This window comes from Vibrio sp. 1F253, from assembly GCF_041439295.1.
In the GTDB taxonomy this organism is placed as follows: Bacteria; Pseudomonadota; Gammaproteobacteria; order Enterobacterales; family Vibrionaceae; genus Vibrio; species Vibrio tasmaniensis_A.
Map to the genome: position 1 here is coordinate 20,803 of NZ_JBGONU010000037.1, position 26,903 is coordinate 47,705.

Below are 26,903 nucleotides of genomic sequence, written 5' to 3' on the forward strand. Positions count from 1 at the left end.
ATTAAATTCGGTTAAATATTAAGGCAAGTAATCCTTGAGTTTAAATGCTTTGCCACAGCTGCTCATATCTTCACGGTAATGATTGAACTGTTCGTCTGAAATTTATTACTTACAATAACCTCTTATTTGTAATTATAAAGTGTGATTTATGTGGCAATGTTTGTTCCAAGCCTAACTACGATAGAAGAGTTTTTATTTTTTAATCGGAAAACAATGAACAATTGGTAGTCAATGAGTTTGTTATTATGCGTGGTTGTTTAGTAATAATAACTAAAGTAATAGTCTTACCGAGGTTTTTTAATACTGCTATTGAAAAGGGTATTAGACAGTAATTATTATCCTACATTAATTTATTTCGTTTGATAAAGAGTTTAGCGTGCCAGAAAAGCAAGGGACAGCCAAAGGTTATCTAGATAAGTTGGTTGTGAAAGCGATCGAAAAGAAAAATCAGCAAGCTCAGGACTTGGCTAATAAAAATAAGCCTAAGTTAGAGTATGTGATTTTTTCTCAATTTGACGTTTTAGATACATTACCTTCAAAAAATGGCAAAACGACTGTCTATCATTTAGCGAAAAAAGGAAGTCCTGAAAAACAGGTCTGTTGCAAAGTTCTAAACGAGAATTCATCTGACGTAGCACATGAATTACTCATAGGTGAGGCCAGTCGACTTGAAATGTCTCAACACCCAAGTGTCGCTGATTTCATCAAAATAGGGAAAGAGTTCGAACGACCATACTTTATGTATCATTGGATTCAGGGAGAATCATTAGCCGAGAAAATGGCACGCCATTCTCCCAAAGGGTTTCGGCATGATCATATTGCATGGTTGATCTACCAATTGTCTGGTGCGCTAGAGTTTATGCACACCAGAGGTGTTTGCCACTTAGATATTAAGCCGTCAAATATCATCGTTACAGAGTCGGATTACGTTAAATTGATTGACTTTGGTGCGGCTCGGTATGTTGGAGAGTCAAACACTTATGCAGAAGCAAGCATGAGCTACGCATCTCCCGCGTTTCTAAAATCTGGAATGGCTCAACCACAAGATGACGTTTATTCTCTAGCGTTATTGACCGGCCATTTATTTCTTGGTGCAGTATTTGGCGATGCTTGGGCAACGCAACTTAAAGCAAAGAAACGACCAGCTCAAATTCCTAATCATGTATGGAAGTTAATTAAAGAAGTTATTGGCAACCCAAGACAGCATAGATACACGGCTACTTCGTTCGCACAACAATTAGCTAAGATAGATACTCAAAAGTTTGAGACTGAAGTTAGTGCCCCCTTGTTTAGTAGCTTACGTAACGCCGATCTCGTTTTAACAAAACATAGTGCTATCGATAGAATTCACACTGGGCGACTTCGCTATTTAGAAGCGAGTTTGGTTTTGTGTGTTGCAATTATTACAGGGACTTATTTGTATAACCAGACCCAACCTGAATGGAAATCGATAGTTAAATCGAGCAACGGTACAAGTAATCTAGTAAGTACGATTAAACCTGCCCAGACTGCGTCTTTCCTGGCTCAGTCACCGTGGGATATTGAATTTGCGTTGGAAGACATGGAAAAAGATGTCGTCTCGACAGCTCCTTACAGAGAAGCTTATGAAGTACAGCAGAGTAAATTAGCTCAATTGTACAAAAACTATGAATCGGATTTAAGTCAATATGCAGGAACAGTTGACCAACTTCCTAAAACTTTGAAGTCTATCCGGAAAAAGCTTGTTTCGTTACGAGAGAAACTAAACAGCGATGGGGCGCTATTTCCTTATGCAGACAAAGCGCTGACGGACGCGATGGCAAGTATTAATAAGGCGACCATCGACTCACAAAATATCGCAAGTTTTGATGGAAATAACGAACAGCGTTTGGTCGATTTGATACTAGATGGTAAGTCAGAAGTTGCTGATAGCGATATTGAAACCGCTTGGAAAATAAATCAATCAAAAGCTTATTTTTATAGCCATGTTTTACCCCAGAAAGTGCTGAACGGAATAGATCTCTCAATAGAGAATAATGCGGAGCAACATTATTACTCTAAAGCTATTGATGAGGCAGAAGCCGCGCAATCATTTTTTGGCAATACGCCTAAATTAAAGGCAAAAGTAAGAGCACTGAAAGTGGCTCGAAGTGAATTCATCTTGTTCAGTACGGTGACTGAGCAATCTGTTTTTGGCACACAAAAACTCCATGATTCATTAGTCGATCTAGAGATAAATGCTCCTAAGAAGTTTGAAGAGATAACCGAAATTTTAAATAGTATGGCAAGTGACTCAATTGACAAGAGCCATCAGTTATCTAAACCCGCAAGAGGTGCAATAGCCATCGAGCGAGCAATTAGAAGTTACAACTCTGAAAGCCGAGGTTAACTTGAGTTTGATCGATACAGAAACGTTATTAGCACCAATACCAGGAGCCTCTCCAACGGGTGAGGACGCTAGGTATGAGTTTTGCTACGAAATGATGGAAACTGAAGTTAAAAAATTTGGTTCATTGTTTGGTGAGACTGTTGACTGGCATATAGTAAAGGTCCATTCAATTGAGGTACTAAGTCAACATAGTAAGGATCTTAAAGCGCTTTGCTATTTGATTCGAGCTTTGGTTGAAGAGAACGGAGTCGCTGGGCTAGACGAAGGTTTATCTTTGCTTAACGAATCAATAAGCCATTTTGGGGGCGAGTTATATCCAAAACGTAAGCGAGGTAGAGATGGTGCCGTTGAATGGTTGAACCATCAAATTAAACTTGTTTCGACTAAATTGTCTACCCAATCTTTGAGTTGGGAAGCACTTTCACGTTGTGTGACATTAGTCGAAAGTATTCAGCGCCAATTTGACCAAATATTTCAAGATTCTGATGCGGACTTTTTTGAAATAAAAACTCAGCTAAATCAGTTGATGCAGAACGCAGCTTCAAGCGAAGAGGTATTAGGACAAGACAGGGCGGTCGTTACAGGTCTGTTGACCGAAGCGAATGAAAAGTCCGAGAAAGTGAAAGATGTCGACGTTCAACCACCTTTAGATTCTTCTTTGACTCAAGCTTTGTCAAATAAAGCACGGATCTCGCCCAGTGAACTTAACTTCGTTGACGTTGAAACGGATTTTTCGTCTCCGACAGTATCAAAGCGTACGTTAAAAAAAGTTGCAGAAATGATGATGCATTCTAATCCGACAGAACCATTAGGATATCGGATTTATCGTCATCTCACGTGGTTCGACGTTGACGGTCTACCAGACCACCAAGAAAACGTTACTCAGCTGAGTTTAGCGGTTTCATTAGATCAGCAAGTTGAGTATCGAGACAAAGCACATCAAGAAAGTGATATTGACACAATTAAGCGTCTCGAACGAACTCTGACCGATGCGCCCTTTTGGCTGACTGGACATTATTTTGTTTATTCAATGTTGAGTAATCTTGGGTATGACGAAGCTGCAACGGCCGTTAAACAAGAAACAAGGAGGTTTATCGATTCTTTTAATGGAATTGAAAGCCTATCTTTTAAAAATTCTATTCCATTTGCAGATGAAGCAACCATTGCTTGGTTATCTACAGGTAATGGTTCGTCTTCGGATAACTCTTCAATTGTTCAAAGTATTGTTGTTTCTGAAGATGATTTATCAGAGATGGAGGATATTGCCCTAGAAGATTTGGGTATGTATGTCGCTGAACTGTCTGAAAAACTCGAGTTGGATGACTCCGGTCGTGGGCAGTTTATGTTGCATTTGAAGTTAGTAAAAGCCTACCAAAATGTTGGTTTATATCCGTTGTGCTTGCCTTACTTGGAAAAAAGTTGGGAAGTCAGCAAAGAATTAAATCTATCAATTTGGGAACCTCATTTGTTTTTCACCTTAGAGCATTTAATTCAAAAAACTCTTAGGGAACTGTATCGAAATAAAGATTTTCTACCAGAGATATATAGCGAATGGGGAACAATTTATGACCAGCAATAAATTAGAAAAGGACTAATTATGTCACGTGATGGCTCGGTGGCTCCGAAAGAGCGAATTAATATACGTTATGTTCCAGCGACAGGCGATGCGTCTGAAGATGTTGAACTGCCTCTAAGTATGATGGTCGTCGGTGATTTTACTGCCCGTGCAGATGAAACACCGATCGAAGAGCGTAATCCTATTAATATCGATAAAGACAACTTTAACGAAGTATTAGAAGGCTATGCGCCGAATATCAAAGCAAACGTTGACAATCGACTTTCTGACGAAGAAGGCGCGCAAATTGGCGTTGATATTACATTTAAAAATATGAAGGACTTTACTCCTGAGTCTATTGCGAAGAAAGTTCCAGAATTAAATGGCTTATTAGAGCTTCGTGAAGCCTTGGTTGCATTAAAAGGCCCTCTAGGAAATGTACCTGCTTTCCGTAAGAAGATAGCAGCTGTTCTTCAAGATGAAGAAGCAAGAAAGAAACTTTTGGATGAACTTAGCATTGGTGCAGACCAAGGCGAAAAAGCAGAGTAGGGAATACCATGTCGGCAGAAGTACAAGCACCAGAACAAGAAGCAGCTCTAGTTGAATCAGGCTCACTTCTGGATAGCATTCTAAATGAGACTCGCCTCAAGCCTAGCGACGAAGGTTTTGACGTTGCAAAGCGTGGCGTTGAAGCATTTATTGGTGAGTTGTTAAGAAGCTCAACAGTAGAAAAAGTAGACCAATCGCTGGTTGATTTGATGATCTCTGAGATTGACCAGAAATTATCTAAGCAGGTTGATGCAATTCTACACAATGAAGAAATTCAAGCTATTGAATCAACATGGCGCGGGCTCAAATATCTTGTTGATCACACGGACTTCCGTGAGAACATTCAAATCGAACTTATTTCGGCTAAGAAAGACGAAGTTTTGGACGATTTTGAAGATGCCCCTGAAGTAGTTAAATCCGGTTTATACAAGCAGATCTATACTCGTGAGTATGGTCAATTTGGCGGTAAGCCTGTAGGCGCTGTTATTTGTGACTACCAATTGTCTGCTTCTTCACCTGATATTAAGTTGATGGAATATATGGGTAATGTAGGAGCTATGTCTCATGCACCATTTATTACTTCGGCTTCTTCTCAATTCTTTGGTTTGGATTCTTATGAAGAATTACCAAATTTAAAAGATTTGAAATCGGTATTTGAAGGTCCTCAATATACTAAGTGGCGTGGATTCCGCGAACACGAAGACGCACGTTATGTAGGCCTGTGTACATCACGCTTTATGCTTCGTACTCCATATTCAGTTGAAGATAACCCAATTAAGGCGTTTGATTACGATGAAATGGTTACGGATAGCCACGATAACTACCTTTGGGGTAACTCAGCTTACGCGATGGCTTCAAAGATCAGTGAGTCGTTTGCAAAATACCGTTGGTGTCCAAATATTATTGGACCTCAAAGCGGCGGTGCGGTTAACGATCTTCCGGTATACAACTTTGAAGCGATGGGCCAGATCGAAACTAAGATCCCAACTGAAATATTGGTTTCTGACCGTCGTGAGTACGAACTTGCAGAAGAAGGCTTTATGGCGTTAACAATGCGCAAAGGTTCTGACAATGCAGCGTTCTTCTCGGCAAACTCAGTACAGAAGCCAAAAGTGTTTGCGAATACGCCTGAAGGTAAGCAAGCTGAGATGAATTACAAGTTGGGTACTCAGTTACCTTACATGTTCATTATCAACCGCTTAGCCCATTACATCAAGGTACTTCAGCGTGAGCAAATAGGGTCTTGGAAAGAGCGTACAGACCTTGAAGTCGAGCTAAATAAATGGATCCGTCAATACGTATCTGATCAAGAAAACCCGCCAGCAGAAGTTCGTGGTCGTCGACCATTGCGAGCGGCTAAAGTTGAAGTGTCTGATGTTGAGGGTGACCCAGGTTGGTACAAAGTATCAATGTCTGTTCGCCCGCATTTCAAGTACATGGGTGCAAGCTTTGACTTATCTTTGGTTGGTAAACTAGACCAATAATAGGTTTTAGAAATTAATAAGCGGCCAGATTTCTTGGCTGCTTTTTTATTAGAGTTATATATGGAAAAAGGTTACCGATTACTAGAACGAATTGAACTAGGTGAACCTAAAAACTGTTATGAGAAAGTAGTCTCACATAAACATTTGATTGAATCCATTCATCTACACCTTGCCGATCTACTTAATACTCATTCGGGAAATGCAATGATCGATGGGGAATATGGCTTACCTGATTTCAACGATGTTCTTTCGAGCAATACTAACTTAGTTCGCCATATTCAAAAGAACATCACTTCCACTATTGAAAGCTTCGAACCTCGGCTACGAAATGTAGAAGTTCATTATAGAGAAAATCACGATAACCCTCTTCAATTAGGCTTTGGCATTTGCGGAGAAGTCTTACATAACGGTGGGAAAGTTCCGATGTCCATTGACGTCTATATGGGAACTGACGGCCAATTTAACGTTTAGTAGGTGTCCCTTGAGTAACAGTAAATACTTTCAAGATGAACTCACATATCTACGAGAATCCGGCAGTGAGTTTGCCAAATACAATCCCAAACTGACCAACTTTCTGTCCGAAGGGACATTCGATCCTGATGTCGAGCGTCTTCTTGAAGGTTTTGCGTTCCTTACTGGCCGCATCAGAGAAAAAATTGACGACGAACTTCCAGAGTTGACCCAATCATTGATGACGCTATTGTGGCCACATTATATGCGTTCTATTCCGTCGTTGTGCATTAGTGAGTTAACGCCACATTTAGGAAGTGTTACGGAAAAAACGGTAGTGAGGCGCGGGGCTGAGATGGCTAGCGAACAAGTTGAAGGAACGCAGTGCTTATTTAGAACCTGTTATGACGTAGAGCTCTTCCCGCTTCAAATAACAAGTATCGAACAAAGTAACAGCAGAACAAGCTCTTCGGTTGATGTAACACTGGCTACTGAACATGGCTTAGAACTATCACGTATTGGATTAGATAAACTGAGGTTTCATTTACATGGTGAGATTCATATAACTAGAATTCTATTTTTGTGGATATTTAGATACTTAGATTATGTTGAGCTGGATGTTGGCGGTGCCTATAAACGTAAACTAGGACCTGAGTTTGTCAAGCCGGTTGGTTACCAAGACGATGAGGCAATATTGCCTTATAGCGAAAACTCATTTGCCGGTTATCGATTGTTACAAGAATACTTTTCATTACCTGAGAAATTTATGTTCTTTGATGTCACCGGCCTTGAGTGGTTAAAAGGGGTCCCACAAAAGAGTACTGTAAATCTGAAGTTTCATTTTAAGAGAGCATTACCAGCTGAAGTCGTCCTGAAAGATAAGCACTTAAGGCTACATTGCACTCCAGCCGTCAACCTGTTCGAAAAAGATGGGGACCCGATCAGGCTCGAGCACCGTCGCAATGAATACAAAGTAAGGCCACAAAGTAGTAATCAAGATCATTACGAAGTTTACTCAATAGACCAAGTAGAAAGCTGGAGTAAAAATGAAAGGCGCCGAAAACCTCTTATCGAATTTGAGTCTTTTGAGCATCAAATCAACCAGAGAGATAAGCGTGATTTTTACAAGTCTAAAGTATCTGAGCGAGTGAGTGGGAGAGGGCTTGAACGTTTTATCTCTTTCCATACCCACAATGGTGATATCGCAGATCTAGGTTCTGAAACAGTGCTGATGAAGTTACAGTGTAGCAATTCGGATCTTTCTGAAAGATTGTCTGTTGGTGATGTCATATATACAACACATAAATCACCAACTTACGCTACTTTTAGCAACATTACTAAACCTACACAATCTGTTAGTCCTCAAGTCAACGGAGAGCTCCAATGGCAACTAATTGCAAATATGTCTCTCAATTATTTATCGCTATCTAATATCGACGTACTTAAAGTTTTACTCTCGACATACGACTTTCACTCTAGAGTAGATAGGCAGGCACACAGAGCTTCATTACATAGGCTTGATGGTATTATCTCATCAGAAATGAAACCTATCGATAGAGTGTTTAGAGGGGTATCAGTACGAGGTAATCAACTAAAGTTAATGATGAACTCTAGCTTTTTTGTAAATGAAGGCGACATGTTTTTGATGGCGAATGTACTGAACGAGTTCATACGACTATATTCAAGCGTTAACTCATTTACAGAGTTAGAAGTTTACGATGAACAACGTGGAGAAAGCTATCATTGGGCGAGCTTAACTGGGCAACAAACGATCTTATGATTGATGTATTAGCAGAGAAGACCAATGAATTTAGCTTCTTTCAAGCTGTTCTGTTATTGGAGAAGCATTATCAACTTTTGCCGGACGGTGAATTTGTAGCTGTTGGTGAAAATAAGTACTTTCGTCAAGAGAGGGTTGCGTTCAGCGTTTCACCAAATCTATGTTTCCCTAAAAGTGACATGGAATTTATCTGTCACATGGAAAGATCGGGTAAGCAATATTCTAGAATCGAAACTAATTTTTTGGGCTTGCACGGCTCTAGTTCTCCTTTACCAGCTAATTACACCGAAAAGTTAGTTGGTAGAGATATTGATGATAATCCGGTCAAAGATTTTTTTGATTTCTTCCATAATCGATATACCAGCTTAATTTATCGTGTTTGGAAAAAGTATCGTTATCATGTTCAGTATCAAAGTGGTGCAGCGGACAAGTTCTCTGGACGAATGTTACACCTAGCTGGCTTGTCTAATGTTATTCAAGAGTCAGAAGCGATAGGACTCGATCGTGCAAAGATTTTGTCTTACGTTAATCAACTGTCTACTAGAACACGATCGCCTAAACTAATTTCCGGTATTGTGGCGCATTACTTTTCATTACCAAGTGTACGAATTGAAGAGTGGGTATTCCGGAGAGTGAATATTGCAGAATGTCAAAGAAATCAATTGAATAGAACTAATTGTACTTTGGGTTCAAACCTACATTTAGGTAAGAGTATCCCAGACCTAAACGGGAAATTTAACCTCTGTATCGACAATGTTGACTTTGATACGTACCGTAAGTTTTCCTATGGTGGAGAGCTTCATACCACCCTAGTTGGTTTGATGCGCTTCATTCTTCGCGACCCAATGTCTTGGGATCTAAGGCTTACTGTTGATATATGTTCGATCCCCAAGAATCAGCTTGGCCAAGGAGCTAGCCTTGGCCAGACGTTATGGTTAGGTCAAGCGAGTGAAAAAGATGCCAAAATTAGGGTTATTGGAGGCGTATGAAAAAGCCGCTCATAAGAGCGGCTTTGTTTTAACGACTAATTGGTTGGTGTAAGACAACGGTGGTATTAAGAGAGCGGATACCATGAAAAGACTCTATCTCGTTGCATAAATGGTGTATTGATTGTAAGTCGGGGGCTTCAATCAAAGATATAATGTCATATGTACCGCCAACGATACTGGTCAGCCTAACTTCAGGTAATTCTTTTAGTGCATCACTGACATCATTTTTTTTACCTTTCTCGCAAGAAATTAGGAGGTAACTCGCTGCCTTTCTTCCGTCGTTTTCTACTCTGACTTGCGCCGTATATCCCTTGATAATACCTGTTTTTTCAAGTCTGTTGATACGCTCAGCGACAGCTGTGCGTGATAAGCCTATATTTCGAGATAAATTAGCAATCGATTCGCGTCCATTTGAGAGTAGATTCGAAAGAATTTTGCGATCTAGTTTGTCTAAGCCTTGTAAACTAATGTTTGACATCATGTGTTCTGCCTTTGCCGAATAATTATTGTATTTGTATTTGTATTTGTATTTGTATTTGTATTTGTATTATATAGCTTCAGGTAGAGTGAAGTTATATAGCTCCGCCAACGTAAACGGATTTCTCTGAGTTAAAGGGGTAATTCGTAAGCTTAGGTCTCTGCCTGATACTTTTATATCACTCACGAAGCTGCCGTTGTGGGTATTTGTCAACGTAGAATCTCCAAATAGTCTATAGATAGCCCATTGACCATTTTTACTCAGTACGTGTTGTTTCCCCTCGTCTGTTACGTCTTGTATTGTGATGCTTATATTGAAGTCTCCATTTTGAGGAGGCCATTCGAGTTCTCGAATTCTGCTAGGGCCATGGTAATAATTGATATTTGAGTCTGCTATCTTCAAGCTTGCTCTGATTGCACTAGAGTCCAGGTCAAGTACTTTTGCGCTAAAAGGAAGATACAGTCGGTTTGTGCTTTTATTGATTAGCGTATCTCTAATTACATTATAATTTCTAAGCTGAACGAGTAACTCAGGTGAGAGCGGCATCGTTTCACCTTCTACTTGTTTTGGTGTCCATAGGTTTGTGTCGTAAAAAGGTGCGAAGTTTTTGACGATGAATGCATCTAGTAACCCTCCTGGTGCAAATAAAAGTTCAAAGTCATCGATTGAAATTTCTTCAGTTGCACTTAAATCGAAAGGATATTTCCCTAATCCTAACTCTTTGAACTTGCTATATATTTCACTATACCAAAGAGTTTGTATTCCTTTTGATGATTCAGAAATCATCACGGACCAGCTCTGGTTAACTACGTCTAAAAGCCAACTTCTTACTGGCTCAGGAGATTTTTGAGCGATCTGTTTTAAACGAATAATAGGATCTGCCTCAGTACTCCCCATTCTATGTTGCGCTGCTGACAGCGCGGCCATTTGAGGATCTGGTGCGTCAGCAATATCCTTCATATAAGTTCGAACTCGACTCAGCGCGGTTATCGTCTCATCCCATGGAGTGGGAGAGTTTGGAGTTTCATTGATCTGCAGCTGATTCAGGATATGAAATGCCTGTTCAACCCTTTTCATTAATAAGTAATCGGGTTGTACCATTTCTTCAACGAGATCCGGAGCCGCTTTTACCGCTCCGGCAAGTTTTGGGTTAACCTTGGCCATCAAAATGCTTTGTTGGCCTATAGGTGAAAATTGTGTGTTTGTATAAACTTGTTTTAAAATGGTTGTCATTGGGGAAGATGGCCCGGAAATTAGATCAATAGCGTTAGTCAATTCCCCTACATTGTTGTAACGTTTTACTTTTAACTCGCTCAAAGCATTTCGCCAATAACTAATGTAATCATCGGTATATTTCTTCCTTACTAGTCTCTTGAAGCTTTCTTGCTCTTTGTCAGTAGGAATCATGTGGTTTGATAGGCCAAGAACCCAATTATCAGTGATAACCTGTTGAGACATTAAATCGACGCGAGGGCGATAAAAAGTACTGAAACCTGTTGACGTATAAACTTTATCGATCTCTAACCGTGCAGGATCTAAGTTATCGTTGAAAACATTGTTGAAGTCAAAACCAACCGCTCGTTGTAGGTTCAAAGTGCCTAAATCGATATCACCAGCTTGTTGTAATAAGCTAGCATAAACCAAATCTACGTTTGAATGAGAAAGCAACGATCGTCTTGTCGCGCGAACAATATTCATGTTTATTGATACCGGCTCAAAATTCGTGCGGAGATAGGCGTCTAAATACTTCATTACGCTAGCAATCGTTTCAGGTTGAGTGCTTAGCTTTTCTAGTGTTGACATTGTTTGTTGACGTAGAAATTTTGTCTCTCGCTTGCTTGGGTCATTTAACATTAAGTAGCCTTTGAGCAAAGGCAGCGCATTGTTAACATTGTCTTGGTTATGTGTTAGCTGTAAACGATATCCCTGTTCAATTGCTGGCATTAGGTGCGTTCTAATTTGCGTGATCAGGGCGTTGTAAGCGATTTTTGTGCTTTCATCGAGACGGCTAACGTTTAGGTTTAAAAGTTCACTATCTAATGCATGAGATCCACTAAGCCATGCTTGATAAGATGGTTGTATGATTTGGATTGCATTTTCAAGTGAGTTATCAAAAGATTTATCTCTTTGAATTAGAGATTGTGAGTCGTCAATCCCAATGAGTTGGCTAATCACTCTTAAATTGCTATTCAAAGTCGTTGAAAAGAGGTAAGCGCCACTCGCAAGCAAAATGATAGAAACAGCAACAGCAAAGCGACTTTGTCGCTGGATCATTCTAAGATAAGTTTTGTTTTCGCCTGCAAAGTCCGATTCTGGGAGGATTTGAGAGTCCATCAAGAAGCGAGTGAAATAGGGCGTTTCAGTCAACTGTGTATGTTCTGAAGCAATGATCGGCAAATTGAAGTAGTTACTACAGCTCTTTGCCAATAGGTTGTATTTTCTACCACCTTGGATATTCGATATAAAAAACACTTCGCGGATATCAAGTGAATAGGACCCAGTATTCAGTTCTGAAAGTCGCTCTATTACTGATGCGATCTCAGTTTGACATAACTCAAACTGTTTAGGGAAAGCTAATATAGCTTGCTTTTCATTTACGTCGTGAGAGTGGGAAGATGAATCCAGTGCATTACTCTCCATCACTTTGACTAAATTTCGAAAACTGTCGTGATAGTATTCAACGAATACTCCTTTAGCTTCCTTCAATGGGATTGATAGAAACTCGACCGATGTTTTTAGGGAGCTAAAGTGAATGTACTCCTTAAAACCTTCTAGTTTATCGAGCTTAGACATCATTAGATAAAGAGGGATTGCTGATGATGTTTTGTCACTTACTGATTCTAATCGATGGTTAAGAGCTGTTAATGTGTAATCTATTTGTTCCGATTCAGAGATAATTAGAAATTCAAAATCAATAAAGAATAGACAACCAGAAAATGGCTTTCTTGGTTTATGTGTAATGACTTCATCTACAAACGCATTCCATAAAGCGCTGTCATTACTTGATACTTCTTGAAATAACAGTCGTTGAGCCGGTTTGATATATACAGCCGAGTCAGACTCATACCATTCGAAAAAATCATTCTTTGCGGTACGAGTTTGATCCATCGGTTTGATCGCACTAGAGTTAAGTAGGAACTGAGTTCGACCCGCATGTTTATTGCCAATCATCAAATATACTGGCTTTTTGTTTGAACGACAAAGAAGAGGGCGCATTACCATAGCTAGAGCTTCTTCCTCTGTTTCAAGTTTTAAGGCTTTAGTGTTGTTTTTTTTCTTAAGCCACAGTGTCACCTGAAACAACGAATAGATAAGTGTGACAGCGCCTAAAGCAACCCAAAGATAAAACTTGTCTGTTATATCTAGCCAAAGGATATAAGTAGCAGCGATTGTAGCTGCAAGAAAGAGAAAAACCACCGTTGATATAACAACAGGGTTTCTCATTAGTTTGTGTTTTAACATAAGCCTATTTCTATTTCGTTGTTTTAAGTTTGTTGTATGATCTGGCCGTAAGACGTTTTCTTAATGTTACGGTTTAATAGCTTTAAGCTCAGACTCCAAGTTTTTAATTTTGTGTAAATAGACGTTGAGTATTTGAAGAGATTTCTGCAGCTCTTTTTGTTGTTTTTCTTTTTCTGCATATTCAATACGGCCAATCAACGGGAAAAGGGAGTTGCTGTATTCGTAAGCTTGGGCTGTTTTCTGACTTTCACTTCCTCTAATTGCATTTGCAAACACAGTTCTCGCGTTTGAGAAGCGTCGATGAAGTTTTATGTAATCTGCGTTTAACTTTTGTTGCTCATTAGTGAATTCGTTACGTAAACGTAAGACGGATGATGAGTCTGGGTAAAGCTTAGTTAAATCAATAGTCAATTGATTTAGAGTATCGATCTCGTACACTTTAATTGGATCGGTACCCCAATCTTTCATTAATTCATCTAATTGATTGACGACACTAGGTCTTACATCATCAGAAATCGAAGCATATTCATACTTTAGTGAATGTACTATTTCATTCAGTTGTGGGATATCAGACGTAACGATTTGTCTAGCCAACTCTTTTCGTTGATATTGTTTATAAATGAAATGAGAGGATAAAGCCAAAATTAGAAACCCAACGAGAAGATAGATGACTAAATAACTCGAGGTCGATTTTCCATCGACTTCAGCTGCATTCTTAGGTTTGTTGTTAGACACATCGATTTTAATGGTTGATGGCTGAACTACTGGTATTGCCTTTTTATGTTCTTCCGAAACGCGGAGTTTTTTTGTGTTTTCTGCTTCAAAGAGTTTTGCTTCGTTCTCTTTATGCTCATCAACCCAGTGCTTTAAGGTTCGACGAATTCCCCCTAGTGAAGGTGCTTTTATACCGTAATGTAGTCTGAGCTCTTCTTCTATTCTCAAACATAAGCGGTGGCATGTTTCGATCAATAGAATGTCGTCGGAACTTGTTTTTATGGACTTAATTCGTTTATCTGTGTGTTCGACCATCCAATCAATCGCTCCGATCCTTGCATTTGATTTTGTCACCTCTGGATATGCGGTGAACCAATAAATGACACACAAATCTAAGATAGAGTTAAGCCCTTCAACTAAACCTTTTAAGCCTTCGTTGTGCGTAGCTGCAACAGTAAAATAACAGCTACAACGGAAATCTTTACTGTTTTTGGACAGTATTTCTTTCGACAAAGTCTGAATTTTTTTCCAAGAAACTCTGCCTGTGACCTTGTTTATGTTATTAATTTGGCGCTTTATCTCTGTGAATTCATCTAACCCGTTAGGATTGGTTCCGTAGGGTTTTTTTTCATCAATGGGGCGTCTTGTAAAATCTGACGAGAGCATGATCTTAATATCCAACTGTATATACAATGAAATCTAAAAACAGCGAAACCAATAAAACTAGCCCGCATGATTGATAATGTGATTATAATTTTTAATGATTCTATAGTTAAAATTAATAATTTGAATGTGAAAAGGTTTGAAATCTTATGAATATAGCCTTAATGTGACGTGTGTCGCATAATTAAAATGGTGTTACACCTTCAAAATTGCTCATGTTTTGTCATTTCAATGATCCAGGTTGTCTTTTTGTGGTTATTTTTGTGATGTCGTACGCGTATTGTTAATGATGTTTATGGTTGCTAATTGAGCAGGGTTGATGCGTTTAATCATTATCTTGATTGTTAGCGGATGCCTAACTCGAAATCGAAGTGCCGACTCTACGCTATTTAGATAAATTTATGTATGTTTGCTTCTAAATTTGCGATCGAAAATTACCCAATTACCCAATTACCCATAAAGTTACTTTTTCTTAACGCTTAACTTTTCTATTATTGACAGTTCTAATTTTAAAGTGCCATTTTATTGGTTGATTTCTTAATGCATTTTCTAATAGATATATCGTTTCTTTTACTAGTTATAATGTCGAAATTAGCTTGCAACGTGTTCTCTGTCTTGTAAAAGAAATAATACTTGCTATCTTGCGCATCTAATTAATATATGGACGAACTCAGAGGGAAGCATGCGAAAGCTAAGTCAAATCGGTCTAATATCCACAATGTGCCTTTTTTCATCTATCGTGATCGCAAAGGGCGAAAGATATGGTGCTTCAGTTAATATGCTGAGCATTGATAGTATCGAATACAAAGAAGGAACGACTGGACAAGTCGATACATTGCGATATGGCTTAGTCCATACTCGTCCCATTGATGAAAGTAACAACAGGTGGCGCTGGTGGTTAGGGTTAAATTATTTATCCGAAGACATCGAAGCCCCAAGTAATGGTGTTTACAACGAGGTGACTAACTACGAATTTCGCATTGTCCCCCAATTCGCATTAGGAAGTTGGTCAATATTTACGCCTTATATTGGCGCTGGTTTATCTTTGGGTTATTCACAATACTCTAACCGCTGGAAAGTCGATGACCAAGGCTTTAGATATGGAGCACAACTTGAGGACATCGACCAATTTGAAGCCGGAGCCGTTGTCACTCTAGGTAGCGTAATTAAATTGGGTAGTAACCCTGACGCGCACTTGCAAATAGTTCCTCAAGCTTCATACATCTTACCTTTTTATAACGAGGGTTTGGGTGGCGTTGAGTTTAGTGTTTCTCTTCTGTTTTAAAGGTAATTCATGAGAATAAATCAACTGATTTTGGTGATCTCGAAGTGCCCAGAAGAGTACGTTGGTGCTAAGAATATAGAGGTGCCTGAAGAAGGAGGCTCTTTAGGACGAGAAGCAGGCTGTACCGTAACATTAACGGATCACAACCGATTTATATCTGGTACGCATTGTTTATTGAGTATATATGGAGATACCTATTACATTAGTGATGTCAGTACAAATGGCACGTTGGTGAATGGTAATAAGATCCTAAAGAATCAACCAGTCTCATTGTGTGATGGTGATAAGATATCCCTTGGCCAGTATGAAGTTAGTATATCGTTAGAATTGGTCACAACATCATACGATATTGCCTCTGAAATCGCCCCAGAAAGAGATTCAACCGATCCACTAATGAATTTGGAAAAGTCAGTTGTTGAAGAGGACGTTGAACCTGGCGCACTTGAAGACCTTTTTATGGAAACAAAACCTGACGACGTAGACAGTCATGACCCCGTTGAGCACTTAAAGTTTTCGATGCAAAGAGACGACGATTATCTTGTTAGGGATGAAAGTAATGATAAAAACCTTGCGAGCACGTCGATCGAACCTCAAAGGCAAGTTGTTGATGACAGTTTGAGTATTCACTCGGAGTTTGACCTACCTAATTTGATTCCTGAAGATTGGATGGGATTAGAAGAAGAGGCCCCGACGACTCTTCATGCACATAATCTTGATAACGAGGAAGAAATACCGGGTTACGTACAACCTATTCATGATAAAGATTTAAACGGCAAACCTGAAGACGTTATTGAACGTTCTTCTGTTTCTAAGCATACGTCAATTCCGGTGCAATCTGTTGTTAGTGCCCGAAGTTCTGCGAATATACAAAGCCACAAATGGGAAGAGGTGACACAAGAGTTTGTCCCACATGTTGAGACTCAAGAACTGTGTGCGGAAAGCGAAAGTAGATCTCAGAATAATGTCGCCCTGAGTGAATCATCATCTGAGAACGTAACACATGCATTCTTCGAAGGCCTCGGTGCAGATATAGAAACTGATTCAAATCATGACGCTCTATTTTTTAAGCAAATGGGCGCGTGTTTACGATTGTGTATCGATAATCTGTACAAAAACTTACAGGGTGTTGAAGAACTTACAGACGAAAACTCGTTTACTAAGAATGAGCTTAGCCTAACCACGTTAATGTTAACGCTAAACAATCAAAATCTGTTAGCTCCAAATGAGCTCATTGAACAGATTTTGGATGAGCTTGATGAACATGACGCTTTGTATTTAAAAACACTCAACGACCTTGTGTTCGATCAGTTAAAAGCGAACGACCCCAAAAAATTCGAAGATGTATTAAGCCAAGAAATCCGTTTTCTAAGTAAATCGAAGTTATGGCAAAAGTACGGGGAACATTATGACCAGAATACTCGTCAACTCCATGAATCGACATTCAAAGCGTTGATTAAAGAACGATACAATAAGGTTGCAAAAACGAATCATGCATAAACTAATAGCTCCTATTATCTTGTTCCTTTTATCAGGTTGTTCAATGTGGGAACAGTTCAAAGAATCTTCTGGAATAACGCCGGAAACCTCTTCGATTGAACTAGTTATTGAAGCGTCAGAACACCTCAATATACGCGAACAAGGACAATCATCGCCAGTCATCTTGAGAATTCACGAATTAACGTCTCCCGTTATGTTCCGTAGTTTGGACTTCTTTGCTCTATTTGAAAATGATAAGGCCTCCTTGGGGGACGAGTACATCAAACGGTACGAATATCAGCTTCAGCCCGGTGATAAGCTGCATGAGCTGTTGGAGCTAGACCCAAAAACTAGAGCACTAGGTTTTTCTGTCGCATTTAGAAATATTAATGGTTCATCTTGGCGTAAGGTCGAAGTGATCGAAGAGAAAAGTGAGTACTTCTTAAGGTTAAAAGTAGAGGGTAGCGAATTATCTTCGAACAATACCCGCGGTATTGAACAGACGTATTTTTAAGGAATTGACGAATGTCTTTATATAACCCAGTGGTTTGGCAAGATGGTATGTTCATGAAGCCTCAGCACTTCCAACAGCTAGATAGGTCTCAAAGCAAATTATCTAACATGCTTAGCTCTAACAGCTCTCCTTTACATTGGGGAGTGAAAAAAATCGAGATAAACACCGAACTATTGGCGTTAGGCAAAATCGGGATCACGCGAGCAGAAGGCATATTACAAGATCGCACACCATTTGATTTGCCGCTTCTTGCCGAACTTCCCGAAGTAAGAGATGTTGACCCATCTATAGCTGATAAAGTGGTGTACCTGTGCTGCCCATTGCCATCCGAGCGCTCTGAACTTTTTGGTGAAAGTAGTGATGGTGCCCGCTATAAAATGGAAAGCCAAGAGGCCGTGGATGCCTGTTATGAATCAGAAGACATGGCAAGTATTGTGGTGGGTAAGCTTAACTTCTTCTTGATGTACGATCACGAGGATAAGAGTGCATATACATCCATTCCTATTTTAAAGATTTCGGAAGTCAAGCCAGATGGAAGCATTATCCTGGATGAGAACTATATCCCGACATGCATCGATATACATGCTTCTACAGTGTTGAGTAAATTCGCGACAGAATTCGCTTCAATGCTAAAACACAGAGCAGAATCGATTGTTCAGCGTTTAGGTGTGGTTGACCAACAGGGGGTATCATCTGTTGCTGATTTTATGTTGTTACAAGCCTTAAATCGTTATGAGCCGTTATTCTGGCATTTTGCTAGTGTCGAAGGTGTTCATCCAGAGTCGTTTTATCGAACCCTGTTACAAGCTGAAGGTGAACTGTCTACGTTGTGTTCAGCCTCTCGTAGACCGCAAGAGTTTACAAAATACAACCACCGCCAATTGACTGATTGTTTATCTCGCACGCTTGATAGTGCAAAAATGACGCTAAGCGTGATGTCAGAGCAACGGGCAATACCTTTAACACTAAGAGAGCAAAGCTACGGAATTCGAACGGCAGCAATCCCAGACAGTAAGATTGTCGAATCTACAACGTTTATTCTTGCGGTTAAAGCAGACGTACCACTCGATATTTTACATACACAGTTTGTAAGTCAAACTAAGATTGGTTCGATTGACAACATTCGCGATTTGATCAACTTACAACTGCCAGGCATAGAAATGAAACCAATGCCAGTTGTGCCTCGAGCGTTACCTTACCATGCTGGTTATACCTATTTTGAATTGGATAAAACGAGCGATGAATGGAGTACCTTGAATAATGCAGCGGCCATCGCTGTCCATATTGCTGGTGACTTCGCGAATTTATCACTACAACTTTGGGCTGTACGTTTATGAGTTACGTCGAAAACGATGTCACCGTAGTACTATTCCAACCAGAACCAGGCAAACCAATGGAGGTGATGCCTGCACCTGATTTATCTAGGAATATTGCGGTAAGAGACCTAAATGTAGAAAGCATGGGGGTTAACCCATTGGTTGATCAGTTTACCTGGTTGATCGCCAGTCTTTCATGTATGTCTTCAATTCCTTGGTTGGACGACCCTGGCCCTTTCAGAGAACAAGTTGCTCGAGAGATTCGCAAAGGTGAGCGAAAGCTAAACGAAATGGAGTTGGATAGGGCATCTATTCTGGTTATACGCTATTGCTTATGTGCTGCAATCGACGAATCTGTATGTCGCCAAGAGTGGGGCGCTAATAGCCACTGGAGTACCAATAGCTTATTGTCTGAGTTCCATAACGAAACATCTGGTGGCGACAAATTCTTCACTATTTTAGAGCGTTTGAAAGCTGACCCACGAAAATATAGACACGTCATCGAATTCCTTTATCTATTGCTTCAACTTGGGTTCAAAGGAAAATATGGCCGAGAAGACCGTGGTAACGAAAAGCTTTCAGAGATAGGAAATACTATTTATCGTTTAGTTAGAGACGAGCGTTTAGCTGAACAGGAAAAAGTAACGTTAGTTAATTTAAAGGCGAAGTACTTAAAAAAACCGCTAAAACGGGTTATTTCACCTAAGTTAATTCTTGGTGTTAGTACTGCCATTTTTGGCGTTATGTATGTCGCGACCTACTTGGTTATTGACCTGAAATTTCAGCAGCTTCTAGATGTATATCAATAGCGTTCGATTTGATCATGAGATCTGCAGTCCATTTTTAAAATTAGGCTCAAACTAACAGGCTCTACTTTCATTTTAACTACGTACTTAGAGAGATTGTACCCAGCGCTCTCTTTTATCATGCATTCATTGGAATTTAATTGGATTTACTATGGCCGTAACAGTTTGTGCGAATGGACTCAGCGTAGTTCATCAAGGCTCGGGAGGAGAAGCGAACGCAACGCTTCCTGATGTTTGTTTAACAACAGTCGGCAACTCTGTTGTACCTATTCCCTATGGCAATAATGCAAAATCCGCTGATTTAGCTGGCGGCACCACTACCGTTTCTATGGATGGTGGTAACAGCATTGCTATTAAAGGCAGTAAATTCAGTGCCAGTACTGGCGATGCCGGTGGTGATAAAAAGGGTGTCTCATCTGGCACCATTGAAGCTGAGGCGGAGTTCATATCGGCTTCTCCTACCGTTAAATTTGAAGGCGTCGGCGTATGTCGCTTGTCCGATCAAATGACGATGAACAAAGCCAACACCATGTGTTTAGGCGGCGCTCAAAACCCTTCGGTTTCAGTAACAGAAGAGCAAGAAGGGACGTATACGGTTGATCTGTTTCTTTCATACTCAGATGGGGAACCTGTTCAAGGTGCGACATATAAACTGGTCGATCAAACCGGCGCTTCCTTTGAAGGTACATTAGATAATGCAGGCAAAGCTTCCGTGAGTGGGGTTGCACCGGGTGAATTTAACATTGACTATGGTGAAGATAGTCGCGAATTCATGCCGAACATCCCAACCAAAACCAACCCTAATTTCAATCCAAATGCGAATGCCCAATTAATTATTGAAGAAGCTAAACGAGGTGAAGTTGGTTTCTGGGAAAACTCTTGGAAGAGAATGTCAGGGGCAGCTAGCTGGATCTGGGGGGTAATTTTAGGTGACTTTAATGATGATGCATCGGTAGAGCAAATCATAGCCAACACAGCGCTGACCATGCTCCCCGTCGTAGACCAAGCAGCGGATGTGCGAGATCTCTCAGCCAATATCATGACACTATTAAGTGAAGAAGAGCGAGAGAAGCCAGAAAATTGGTTGGCACTGTCTCTGACTTTGATTGGTTGTATCCCAACGTTTGGTAGTGCAGTTAAAGGTACATGTAAAGTCGCTTTGAAAGGCGGTAAGGGCACATCGAAAGACACTTTACTCGCGGTACTTCGTGGTATGGGTAAAGGCGATCCAGAAAAGTTCTTACGAACATTAGATTGGGTTGATTACGCTAAGCAGGCGAGCAACATTGTGTCGGATGTTTTAAAACCCTGTATCGAAGTAGCAAGTGAGCTCGCTTCTTACGCCAATCGCATGGGCGCAGACGAATTAGCAGAATACTTCTTAAAGCTAGCCGATGAAGTGAAAATCATCGATAAAATGGTGCCGGATAAACTAAGAGAAGCGATGGGTGAGTTTGACCAGTTGTTTGCGCGAATTTTGGGTAAAAGTGAGAGAGCATACCCTGCAAAGGTAAAGCATGGGTCTGGTGATACTGCGCAATCTGGTAAAAATACTAGTAAGGCGAATCAAGAGAAAGATAAGGATGAATTTATTTGTCCTGTTTGCAAGAAGAAACCTGAAAAGTGTGATGCATATTAACCGGTGATAATTATATGACTAAGAAGATTAAACAAACTAGCCATCGCTTAATTGAAGGGTCTGGAAACAAGTTGGCAGCTAGGATTAGAAAACATAATGGATATGGCTCTGATTTTAAGAAGCACCCATGGGGGGATAGCAGGGTTAATAGTGATCAGTGTGGACTTGAAGCCCACCATATAATTACTACAAAAAACTTAGGAACTCCCGATTGGAAAAAATATAGAAAAGCTTACGAGTATGATATTAATTCTTGGGAAAATGGTGTAATGCTTCCATCCGAGCCAGATATCGCATGCCAAGCTTTTACTCATGTCCATCGGTCTCACCATAATGGGGGACTGGATTTTACAAGTGTTAAGACTAAATATTGGAAGGAAGGGGAACCCGAAACTGAAGTATCAGATGACGTAGCTTCTTACTTGCGTGGCCTAGACTATAAATATATTAAGGCTGTTTTCTCTGACATAGACTCAATCAAGCAGAATGCAAAATCGAAGTTGTATTGTAAAAAAGGCAATAAGGAAAAGTTCTCTTTGCACATGCATCAAAAGTCAAAACACATTCTTGCGAAAGTTAATAGTTTTTTATATACGATTTCAACTTATGGACATGACTACTCCCCTTCGAGTAAAGTGGGCTGTGGCGGTGGGGAATCCGAGAATAAAAGTAAGAGCAGAAGTTATTGTGAACATCGCATAAAACAAACATGCCATGATATTATGAATCATCAAGATAAAAAAATTGAAAAAAGAACTTTAAAGGTTGGAAAATGAGCGATTACTATTTTTCTAAAGAGATTGTTGACATACCTTTTTATGACTTTCCAGATGAATTTTCCGATTCAGTACCGTCAAACGTGTTTACTTACCCTAATCACCCAGTACCAATAGTGAAAAAATTTGCTCCAATCGGCGAGTATAATATTGTAGATGTGTTCTTAATTCCTTCACTAAGTATTAGACATGACCTTTTTGATAGAATTGATCTAGGAAATATTTTTGGCGTTAATTGGGTAGATATAACGCTGATAGATAAAGGTAAGCATAGTTATAAAATGCTACAGTTATGTAATGAGATAGAGATTGTTGATAGAAATAAAAGTAAGTTCGAATTTTATGACAAATTTGAAGGTGGAGAGTTTATTTCTGGGATGAATAGATTGGTGATAAATGAAGAGCTAATTTATGGAATAGAAATTCATAGGAGACTGATCTTTAGGGATCCAGGCTGGAAAGATAAAATATTTTATCACAAATCAATTGTTGAAAAATTCATAGATAACAAAGTGCAAGGAATTGAATTTTTTCCAGTTGCTGGGTATTCGGAGTTTGCTTAATGTATATTAAATTTGATAATGTCAAAGAAATACTACCAGAATGTCGAAGTAAGGTTGTTTTTAGGAACCCTGACATCTATATTGCTTTAGGTCAAACTCAACGATTCGTCATTTGGGAATCTATTTTATCTGATTTAGATGGAAACTGGTTTGATGGAATTAAGTTTTGGCCAAGCCAGTTTGATTTTGGAAGCCATCCTGATGACTATAACAAGCAATTTGATGATTATATAACCATTGAATTATTGCAATTTCCAAGTGTGGATAACTTAGACACCGAAGAAAAACACGCTTTTGTTTTCAACGAAAACAATGAGCTGTATATTAGTGAAATTTTCGTTAAAGACTTAAAGTCTGCTGGGTGTGTCGACGTTTGGTATGATACAACAGCTCCATATGGTCGTTATTAGGCTGTCAGCATTAAAAGCGCCGTAAGGCGTTTTTTGCTTTTAGTCGCGGTGTTTTTCGACTAAAGCGAACGCAACACATCCCCCTGATGTTTGTTTAACAACAGTCGGTAAACCTGTTGTTACTACCCCTTATGGCAATAATGCGAAGTACGCCGATTTAGTAGGAGGCACCACCACCGTTTCTATGGATGGTGGCAACAGCATTGCTATTAAAGGCAGTAAATTCATTGCCAGTACTGGCGATGCCGGTGGTGATAAAGCGGGTGTCTCCTCTGGTAACATTGAAGCCGAGGCGGAATTCATATCGGCTTCTCCTACCGTTAAATTTGAAGGCGTCGGCGTATGTCGCCTGTCCGATCAAATGACGATGAATAAAGCCAACACCATGTGTTTAGGTGGCGCTCAAAACCCTTCGGTTTCAGTAACAGAAGAGCAAGAAGGGACGTATACGGTTGATCTGTTTCTTTCATACTCGGATGGGGAACCTGTTCAAGGGGCGACATATAAACTGGTCGATCAAACCGGCGCGGTCTTTGAAGGCACATTAGATAATGTAGGCAAAGCTTCGGTGGGTGGTGTTGCACCCGGAGAGTTTAACATTGACTATGGTGAAGACGGTCGTGAGTTCATGCCGAACATCCCAACCAAAACCAACCCTAATTTCAACCCCAATGCGAATGCCCAATTAATTATTGAAGAAGCTAAACGAGGTGAAGTTGGTTTTTGGGAAAACTCTTGGAAGAGAATGTCAGGGGCTGCCAGCTGGATCTGGGGGGTAATTTTAGGTGACTTTAATGATGATGCATCGGTAGAGCAAATCATAGCCAACACAGCGCTGACAATGATTCCCGTCGTAGACCAAGCAGCAGATGTACGAGATCTCTCAGCCAATATCATGACACTATTAAGTGAAGAAGAGCGAGAGAAGCCAGAGAATTGGTTGGCACTCTCTCTGACTTTGATTGGCTGTGTCCCAACGTTTGGTAGTGCAGTTAAAGGTACATGTAAAGTCGTTTTGAAAGGCGGTAAGGGCACATCAAAAGACACTTTACTCGCGGTACTTCGTGGTATGGGTAAAGGTGACCCAGAAAAATTCTTACGTACATTAGATTGGGTTGATTACGCCAAGCAGGCAAGCAACATTGTGTCGGATGTTTTAAAACCCTGTATCGAAGTCGCGAGTGAGCTCGCTTCTTACGCTAATCGCATGGGCGCAGACGAACTAGCAGAATACTTCTTAAAGTTGGCCGATGAAGTGAAAATCATCGATAAAATGGTGCCGGATAAACTAAGAGAAGCGATGGGTGAGTTTGACCAGTTATTCGCTCGAATTCTGGGTAAAAGTGAGAGAGCATACCCTGCAAAGGTAAAGCATGGGTCTGGTAATACTGCGCAATCTGGTAAAAATACTAGTAAGGCGAATCAAGAGAAAGATAAAGATGAATTTATTTGTCCTGTTTGTAAGAAGAAACCTGAAAAATGTGATGCTTATTAGAGGTCAATACCATCATGGCTAAAAACTCAACTGTAAAAAAACACAGTCTTGTAAAAGGCTCAGGGCCTGCTTTAGCAAAATCCATCAAATCTAAGCACTATAAGTCGGGCTTCAATGAACATTTATGGGCGGATGGACGTTTGAAAGGGGATGACGGACAGTTCGGATTTCAGGCTCACCACATCATAACAACTAAAAACTTAGATACTCCAGACTGGAAAAAATACAGAGAAGCATATGAGTATGATATAAACACCTGGAAAAATGGGGTAATGTTCCCTTCCAAAACGGATATTGCTTGTCAAGTCAATACACACGTCCATAAGTCTGGCCATGGTGGAGGCTTGGACTTCAAGACCGAGCAAGAACAGTTTGGGAAACAAGTTCAGATCCTGAAAGTGGTGAAGTAACATCAATTCCGGTAACAAAGGTTCCTGATCCTGTAGTAACTAAGTTTCGGCTGGAAGATATAAAGTATATAAAATCGGTTAATCGAGATATTAAAGGTGTAAAAGAAAATGCCCAAAGGAAGTATTATTGTAAGACAGGAAATACAAGATATTTTCAGTCTGATTTAGATGGGGTCTCTGAAGATATTTTAGTGTGTTTAGATAGCTTTTTATATACAATTTCGACTTTTGGTCATGATTACTCTCCGGCAAGTGACATAGGTTGTGCAGGCGAAAGTAATATAGAAAGCAAGAGTAAATCAAGAAGCGCATGCCCAAGTAGAACTTCCAAGCTACCGGAAGAAAAACACAATATAAAGAATGTAAAAGGTAAGACGATGAAACCTAGAAAACTTGAGGTTGGAAAATGAGTGAATATTTTTTTGCAAGAGAGTGTGTCAATTCCCCAATTTACTGTTTTCCAGATGAACACATCGATTCAGTGCCCTTAACGAGTTTTACTTACCCTAAAGCACCTGTTCCCTTGATAGTCGAATTTCTTCCACAAGATGATTATGAAATCCCAGATATACTTGAGATGCCAAATTTCTCGATTAATAAGAATGGATTTTCGAAATTAAATTTGAATAACATTTTTGGAATTAATTGGGTCGATATTAAACTTCATGATAAAGGTGAGCATGATTTTCTTATGCTACAAGTTGTCAACGAGATTAAGTTGATTGATAGATCCGAAAGTAAGATCAAGAGGTACCGAAAGGATTCTGATGGTGATGAGATGATTAGTGGTATTCTTAATCTTATATTAGATGAAAAACTAATTCAGACTATACCAGTAGATAGAAGACAGATAGTGGTAGATCCTGGTTGGTTGAAGTGTGTTTTTTTCCATAAAAGTTTAGTTGAAAAAATAAAAAATTCTAAGCTAGTCGGTGTAGAATTTATACCGGCAGACGGCTATTCAGACTTTAGATAGATGAAATCAAATTTGAATTATTTTTATTTAAATAACAATCTTAAAGTAATATGTATATTAAGTTTATTAAAGAAAATTTAAGCAATGTACTACCAGGAAAAAGACCAGGTATGTTTTTTTCTAACCCTGACTTATTTATTATTTTTGACAATACTATCCGATTCGTAATTTGGGAAGAAATTTTAGAAAAGTTGAATGAATCGTGGCTTGAAGGAAAGGATGCTTGGGATAGTAATTTTGATTTTGGTAGTCATCCTGACGATTATGATAGACAGTTTGATGATTATAAAACAATTGAACTTTTACAATTTCCAACCCTGACAGATTTAGAAGTAGAAGAAAAATATGCTTTTGTTTTTAACGAGAATAATGAATTATATATCAGTGAGAACTTCGTTAAAGACCTGAAATCAGCTGGTTGCGTCGACATATGGTATGATACCACAGCTCCATATGGTCGTTATTAGACCGTCAGAATTAAAAGCGCCGTAAGGCGCTTTTTGCGTTTAGTTGCGGTGTTTTTTGAGTTAAGTGAACGTAATACACCCCTGATGTTTGTTTAACAACAGTCGGCAACGCTGTTGTACCTATTCTCTATGGCAATAATGCAAAGTCCGCTGATTTAGCCGGCGGCACCATTACCGTTTCTATGGATGGTGGTAACAGCATTGCTATTAAAGGCAGTAAATTCCGGCGTTTTTCAAGGTAGTTGTCATCATTCGCTTGTTTACTAAGCAGCTTCTCT

Annotated in this window: 22 protein-coding genes and 2 pseudogenes; 21 read left to right on the forward strand and 3 right to left on the reverse strand. The window is 39.7% G+C overall.

Annotated features, from left to right (window positions below):
- Window positions 1-376 precede the first annotated feature (376 nt).
- Genes ACED28_RS16750 through tssG form a run of 7 tightly spaced genes read left to right on the forward strand, consistent with a single transcriptional unit; the run spans window position 377 to window position 9,175 of the window.
- Window positions 377-2,368: a serine/threonine protein kinase gene (locus ACED28_RS16750; RefSeq protein ID WP_371710307.1), complete on the forward strand. Its 1,992-nt coding sequence runs from the start codon at window positions 377-379 to the stop codon at window positions 2,366-2,368.
- 1 nt (window position 2,369) lies between these two features.
- Window positions 2,370-3,947, forward strand: a complete 1,578-nt coding sequence (gene tssA, locus ACED28_RS16755) for a type VI secretion system protein TssA (protein ID WP_371710308.1) — start codon at window positions 2,370-2,372, stop codon at window positions 3,945-3,947.
- 18 nt (window positions 3,948-3,965) lie between these two features.
- Window positions 3,966-4,472, forward strand: a complete 507-nt coding sequence (tssB, locus tag ACED28_RS16760; protein ID WP_012600859.1) for a type VI secretion system contractile sheath small subunit — start codon at window positions 3,966-3,968, stop codon at window positions 4,470-4,472.
- Between the two features lie 8 nt (window positions 4,473-4,480).
- Window positions 4,481-5,956, forward strand: a complete 1,476-nt coding sequence (tssC, locus tag ACED28_RS16765) for a type VI secretion system contractile sheath large subunit (protein ID WP_371710309.1) — start codon at window positions 4,481-4,483, stop codon at window positions 5,954-5,956.
- Between the two features lie 60 nt (window positions 5,957-6,016).
- Window positions 6,017-6,427: a type VI secretion system baseplate subunit TssE gene (tssE, locus tag ACED28_RS16770; protein ID WP_029223832.1), complete on the forward strand. Its 411-nt coding sequence runs from the start codon at window positions 6,017-6,019 to the stop codon at window positions 6,425-6,427.
- A gap of 10 nt (window positions 6,428-6,437) precedes the next feature.
- Entirely contained in the window at window positions 6,438-8,186 is a 1,749-nt protein-coding gene (gene tssF, locus ACED28_RS16775) for a type VI secretion system baseplate subunit TssF (protein WP_029223833.1), read from the forward strand.
- Complete coding sequence (tssG, locus tag ACED28_RS16780; protein WP_029223834.1) at window positions 8,183-9,175, forward strand: type VI secretion system baseplate subunit TssG; 993 nt, start codon at window positions 8,183-8,185, stop codon at window positions 9,173-9,175. The genes tssF and tssG overlap by 4 nt, the downstream gene beginning before the upstream one ends.
- A gap of 28 nt (window positions 9,176-9,203) precedes the next feature.
- Here tssG and ACED28_RS16785 read toward each other — a convergent pair whose 3' ends face one another.
- The 3 genes from ACED28_RS16785 to ACED28_RS16795 form a co-directional block, all read right to left on the reverse strand.
- Window positions 9,204-9,656, reverse strand: coding sequence for an Lrp/AsnC family transcriptional regulator (locus ACED28_RS16785; RefSeq protein WP_017097132.1), 453 nt, complete (start codon window positions 9,654-9,656; stop codon window positions 9,204-9,206).
- 66 nt (window positions 9,657-9,722) lie between these two features.
- Window positions 9,723-13,115, reverse strand: coding sequence for a type VI secretion system membrane subunit TssM (gene tssM, locus ACED28_RS16790; RefSeq protein WP_371710310.1), 3,393 nt, complete (start codon window positions 13,113-13,115; stop codon window positions 9,723-9,725).
- 66 nt (window positions 13,116-13,181) lie between these two features.
- Window positions 13,182-14,495 (reverse strand): type VI secretion system ImpA family N-terminal domain-containing protein, encoded by a 1,314-nt coding sequence (locus ACED28_RS16795; RefSeq protein WP_012600852.1) that lies wholly within the window; start codon window positions 14,493-14,495, stop codon window positions 13,182-13,184.
- Window positions 14,496-15,174: 679 nt separating this feature from the next.
- Here ACED28_RS16795 and ACED28_RS16800 point away from each other — a divergent pair.
- The 14 genes and pseudogenes from ACED28_RS16800 to ACED28_RS16865 all read left to right on the forward strand — a co-directional run.
- Window positions 15,175-15,777: a hypothetical protein gene (locus ACED28_RS16800; protein ID WP_017097135.1), complete on the forward strand. Its 603-nt coding sequence runs from the start codon at window positions 15,175-15,177 to the stop codon at window positions 15,775-15,777.
- A 9-nt stretch (window positions 15,778-15,786) separates the two neighbouring features.
- Window positions 15,787-17,274 (forward strand): FHA domain-containing protein, encoded by a 1,488-nt coding sequence (locus tag ACED28_RS16805; protein ID WP_371710311.1) that lies wholly within the window; start codon window positions 15,787-15,789, stop codon window positions 17,272-17,274.
- Window positions 17,267-17,767 carry a type VI secretion system lipoprotein TssJ gene (gene tssJ, locus ACED28_RS16810; protein ID WP_029223835.1) on the forward strand — a complete coding sequence of 167 codons (501 nt, stop codon included), beginning with the start codon at window positions 17,267-17,269 and terminating at the stop codon, window positions 17,765-17,767. Before ACED28_RS16805 ends, tssJ begins: the two co-directional genes overlap by 8 nt.
- 11 nt (window positions 17,768-17,778) lie before the next feature.
- Window positions 17,779-19,104, forward strand: a complete 1,326-nt coding sequence (gene tssK, locus ACED28_RS16815; protein WP_012600848.1) for a type VI secretion system baseplate subunit TssK — start codon at window positions 17,779-17,781, stop codon at window positions 19,102-19,104.
- Window positions 19,101-19,892 (forward strand): type IVB secretion system protein IcmH/DotU, encoded by a 792-nt coding sequence (gene icmH / locus ACED28_RS16820; RefSeq protein ID WP_167852958.1) that lies wholly within the window; start codon window positions 19,101-19,103, stop codon window positions 19,890-19,892. Before tssK ends, icmH begins: the two co-directional genes overlap by 4 nt.
- A 148-nt stretch (window positions 19,893-20,040) precedes the next feature.
- On the forward strand, window positions 20,041-21,528 hold the full coding sequence (locus ACED28_RS16825; protein WP_135384243.1) for a PAAR-like domain-containing protein: 1,488 nt from the start codon (window positions 20,041-20,043) through the stop codon (window positions 21,526-21,528).
- A gap of 14 nt (window positions 21,529-21,542) precedes the next feature.
- The gene (locus tag ACED28_RS16830; RefSeq protein ID WP_371710312.1) at window positions 21,543-22,304 is read left to right on the forward strand and encodes an AHH domain-containing protein; all 762 of its coding nucleotides are present in this window, start codon (window positions 21,543-21,545) and stop codon (window positions 22,302-22,304) included.
- Window positions 22,301-22,867 (forward strand): imm11 family protein, encoded by a 567-nt coding sequence (locus ACED28_RS16835; RefSeq protein WP_012600836.1) that lies wholly within the window; start codon window positions 22,301-22,303, stop codon window positions 22,865-22,867. Before ACED28_RS16830 ends, ACED28_RS16835 begins: the two co-directional genes overlap by 4 nt.
- A complete protein-coding gene (locus ACED28_RS16840; RefSeq protein WP_012600835.1) occupies window positions 22,867-23,277 on the forward strand; it encodes a hypothetical protein in 411 nt (136 codons plus the stop codon). The genes ACED28_RS16835 and ACED28_RS16840 overlap by 1 nt, the downstream gene beginning before the upstream one ends.
- Before the next feature lie 61 nt (window positions 23,278-23,338).
- A pseudogene (locus ACED28_RS16845) lies at window positions 23,339-24,772 on the forward strand (PAAR-like domain-containing protein); the annotation flags it as partial.
- Between the two features lie 14 nt (window positions 24,773-24,786).
- Window positions 24,787-25,182, forward strand: coding sequence for an AHH domain-containing protein (locus tag ACED28_RS16850; protein WP_371710313.1), 396 nt, complete (start codon window positions 24,787-24,789; stop codon window positions 25,180-25,182).
- Between the two features lie 406 nt (window positions 25,183-25,588).
- Window positions 25,589-26,158, forward strand: coding sequence for a hypothetical protein (locus tag ACED28_RS16855; protein WP_012600832.1), 570 nt, complete (start codon window positions 25,589-25,591; stop codon window positions 26,156-26,158).
- 50 nt (window positions 26,159-26,208) lie between these two features.
- Window positions 26,209-26,625: a hypothetical protein gene (locus ACED28_RS16860; protein WP_371710314.1), complete on the forward strand. Its 417-nt coding sequence runs from the start codon at window positions 26,209-26,211 to the stop codon at window positions 26,623-26,625.
- Window positions 26,626-26,705: 80 nt separating this feature from the next.
- Window positions 26,706-26,849 (forward strand): annotated as a pseudogene (locus ACED28_RS16865) (PAAR-like domain-containing protein); the annotation flags it as partial.
- Window positions 26,850-26,903: the final 54 nt, after the last annotated feature.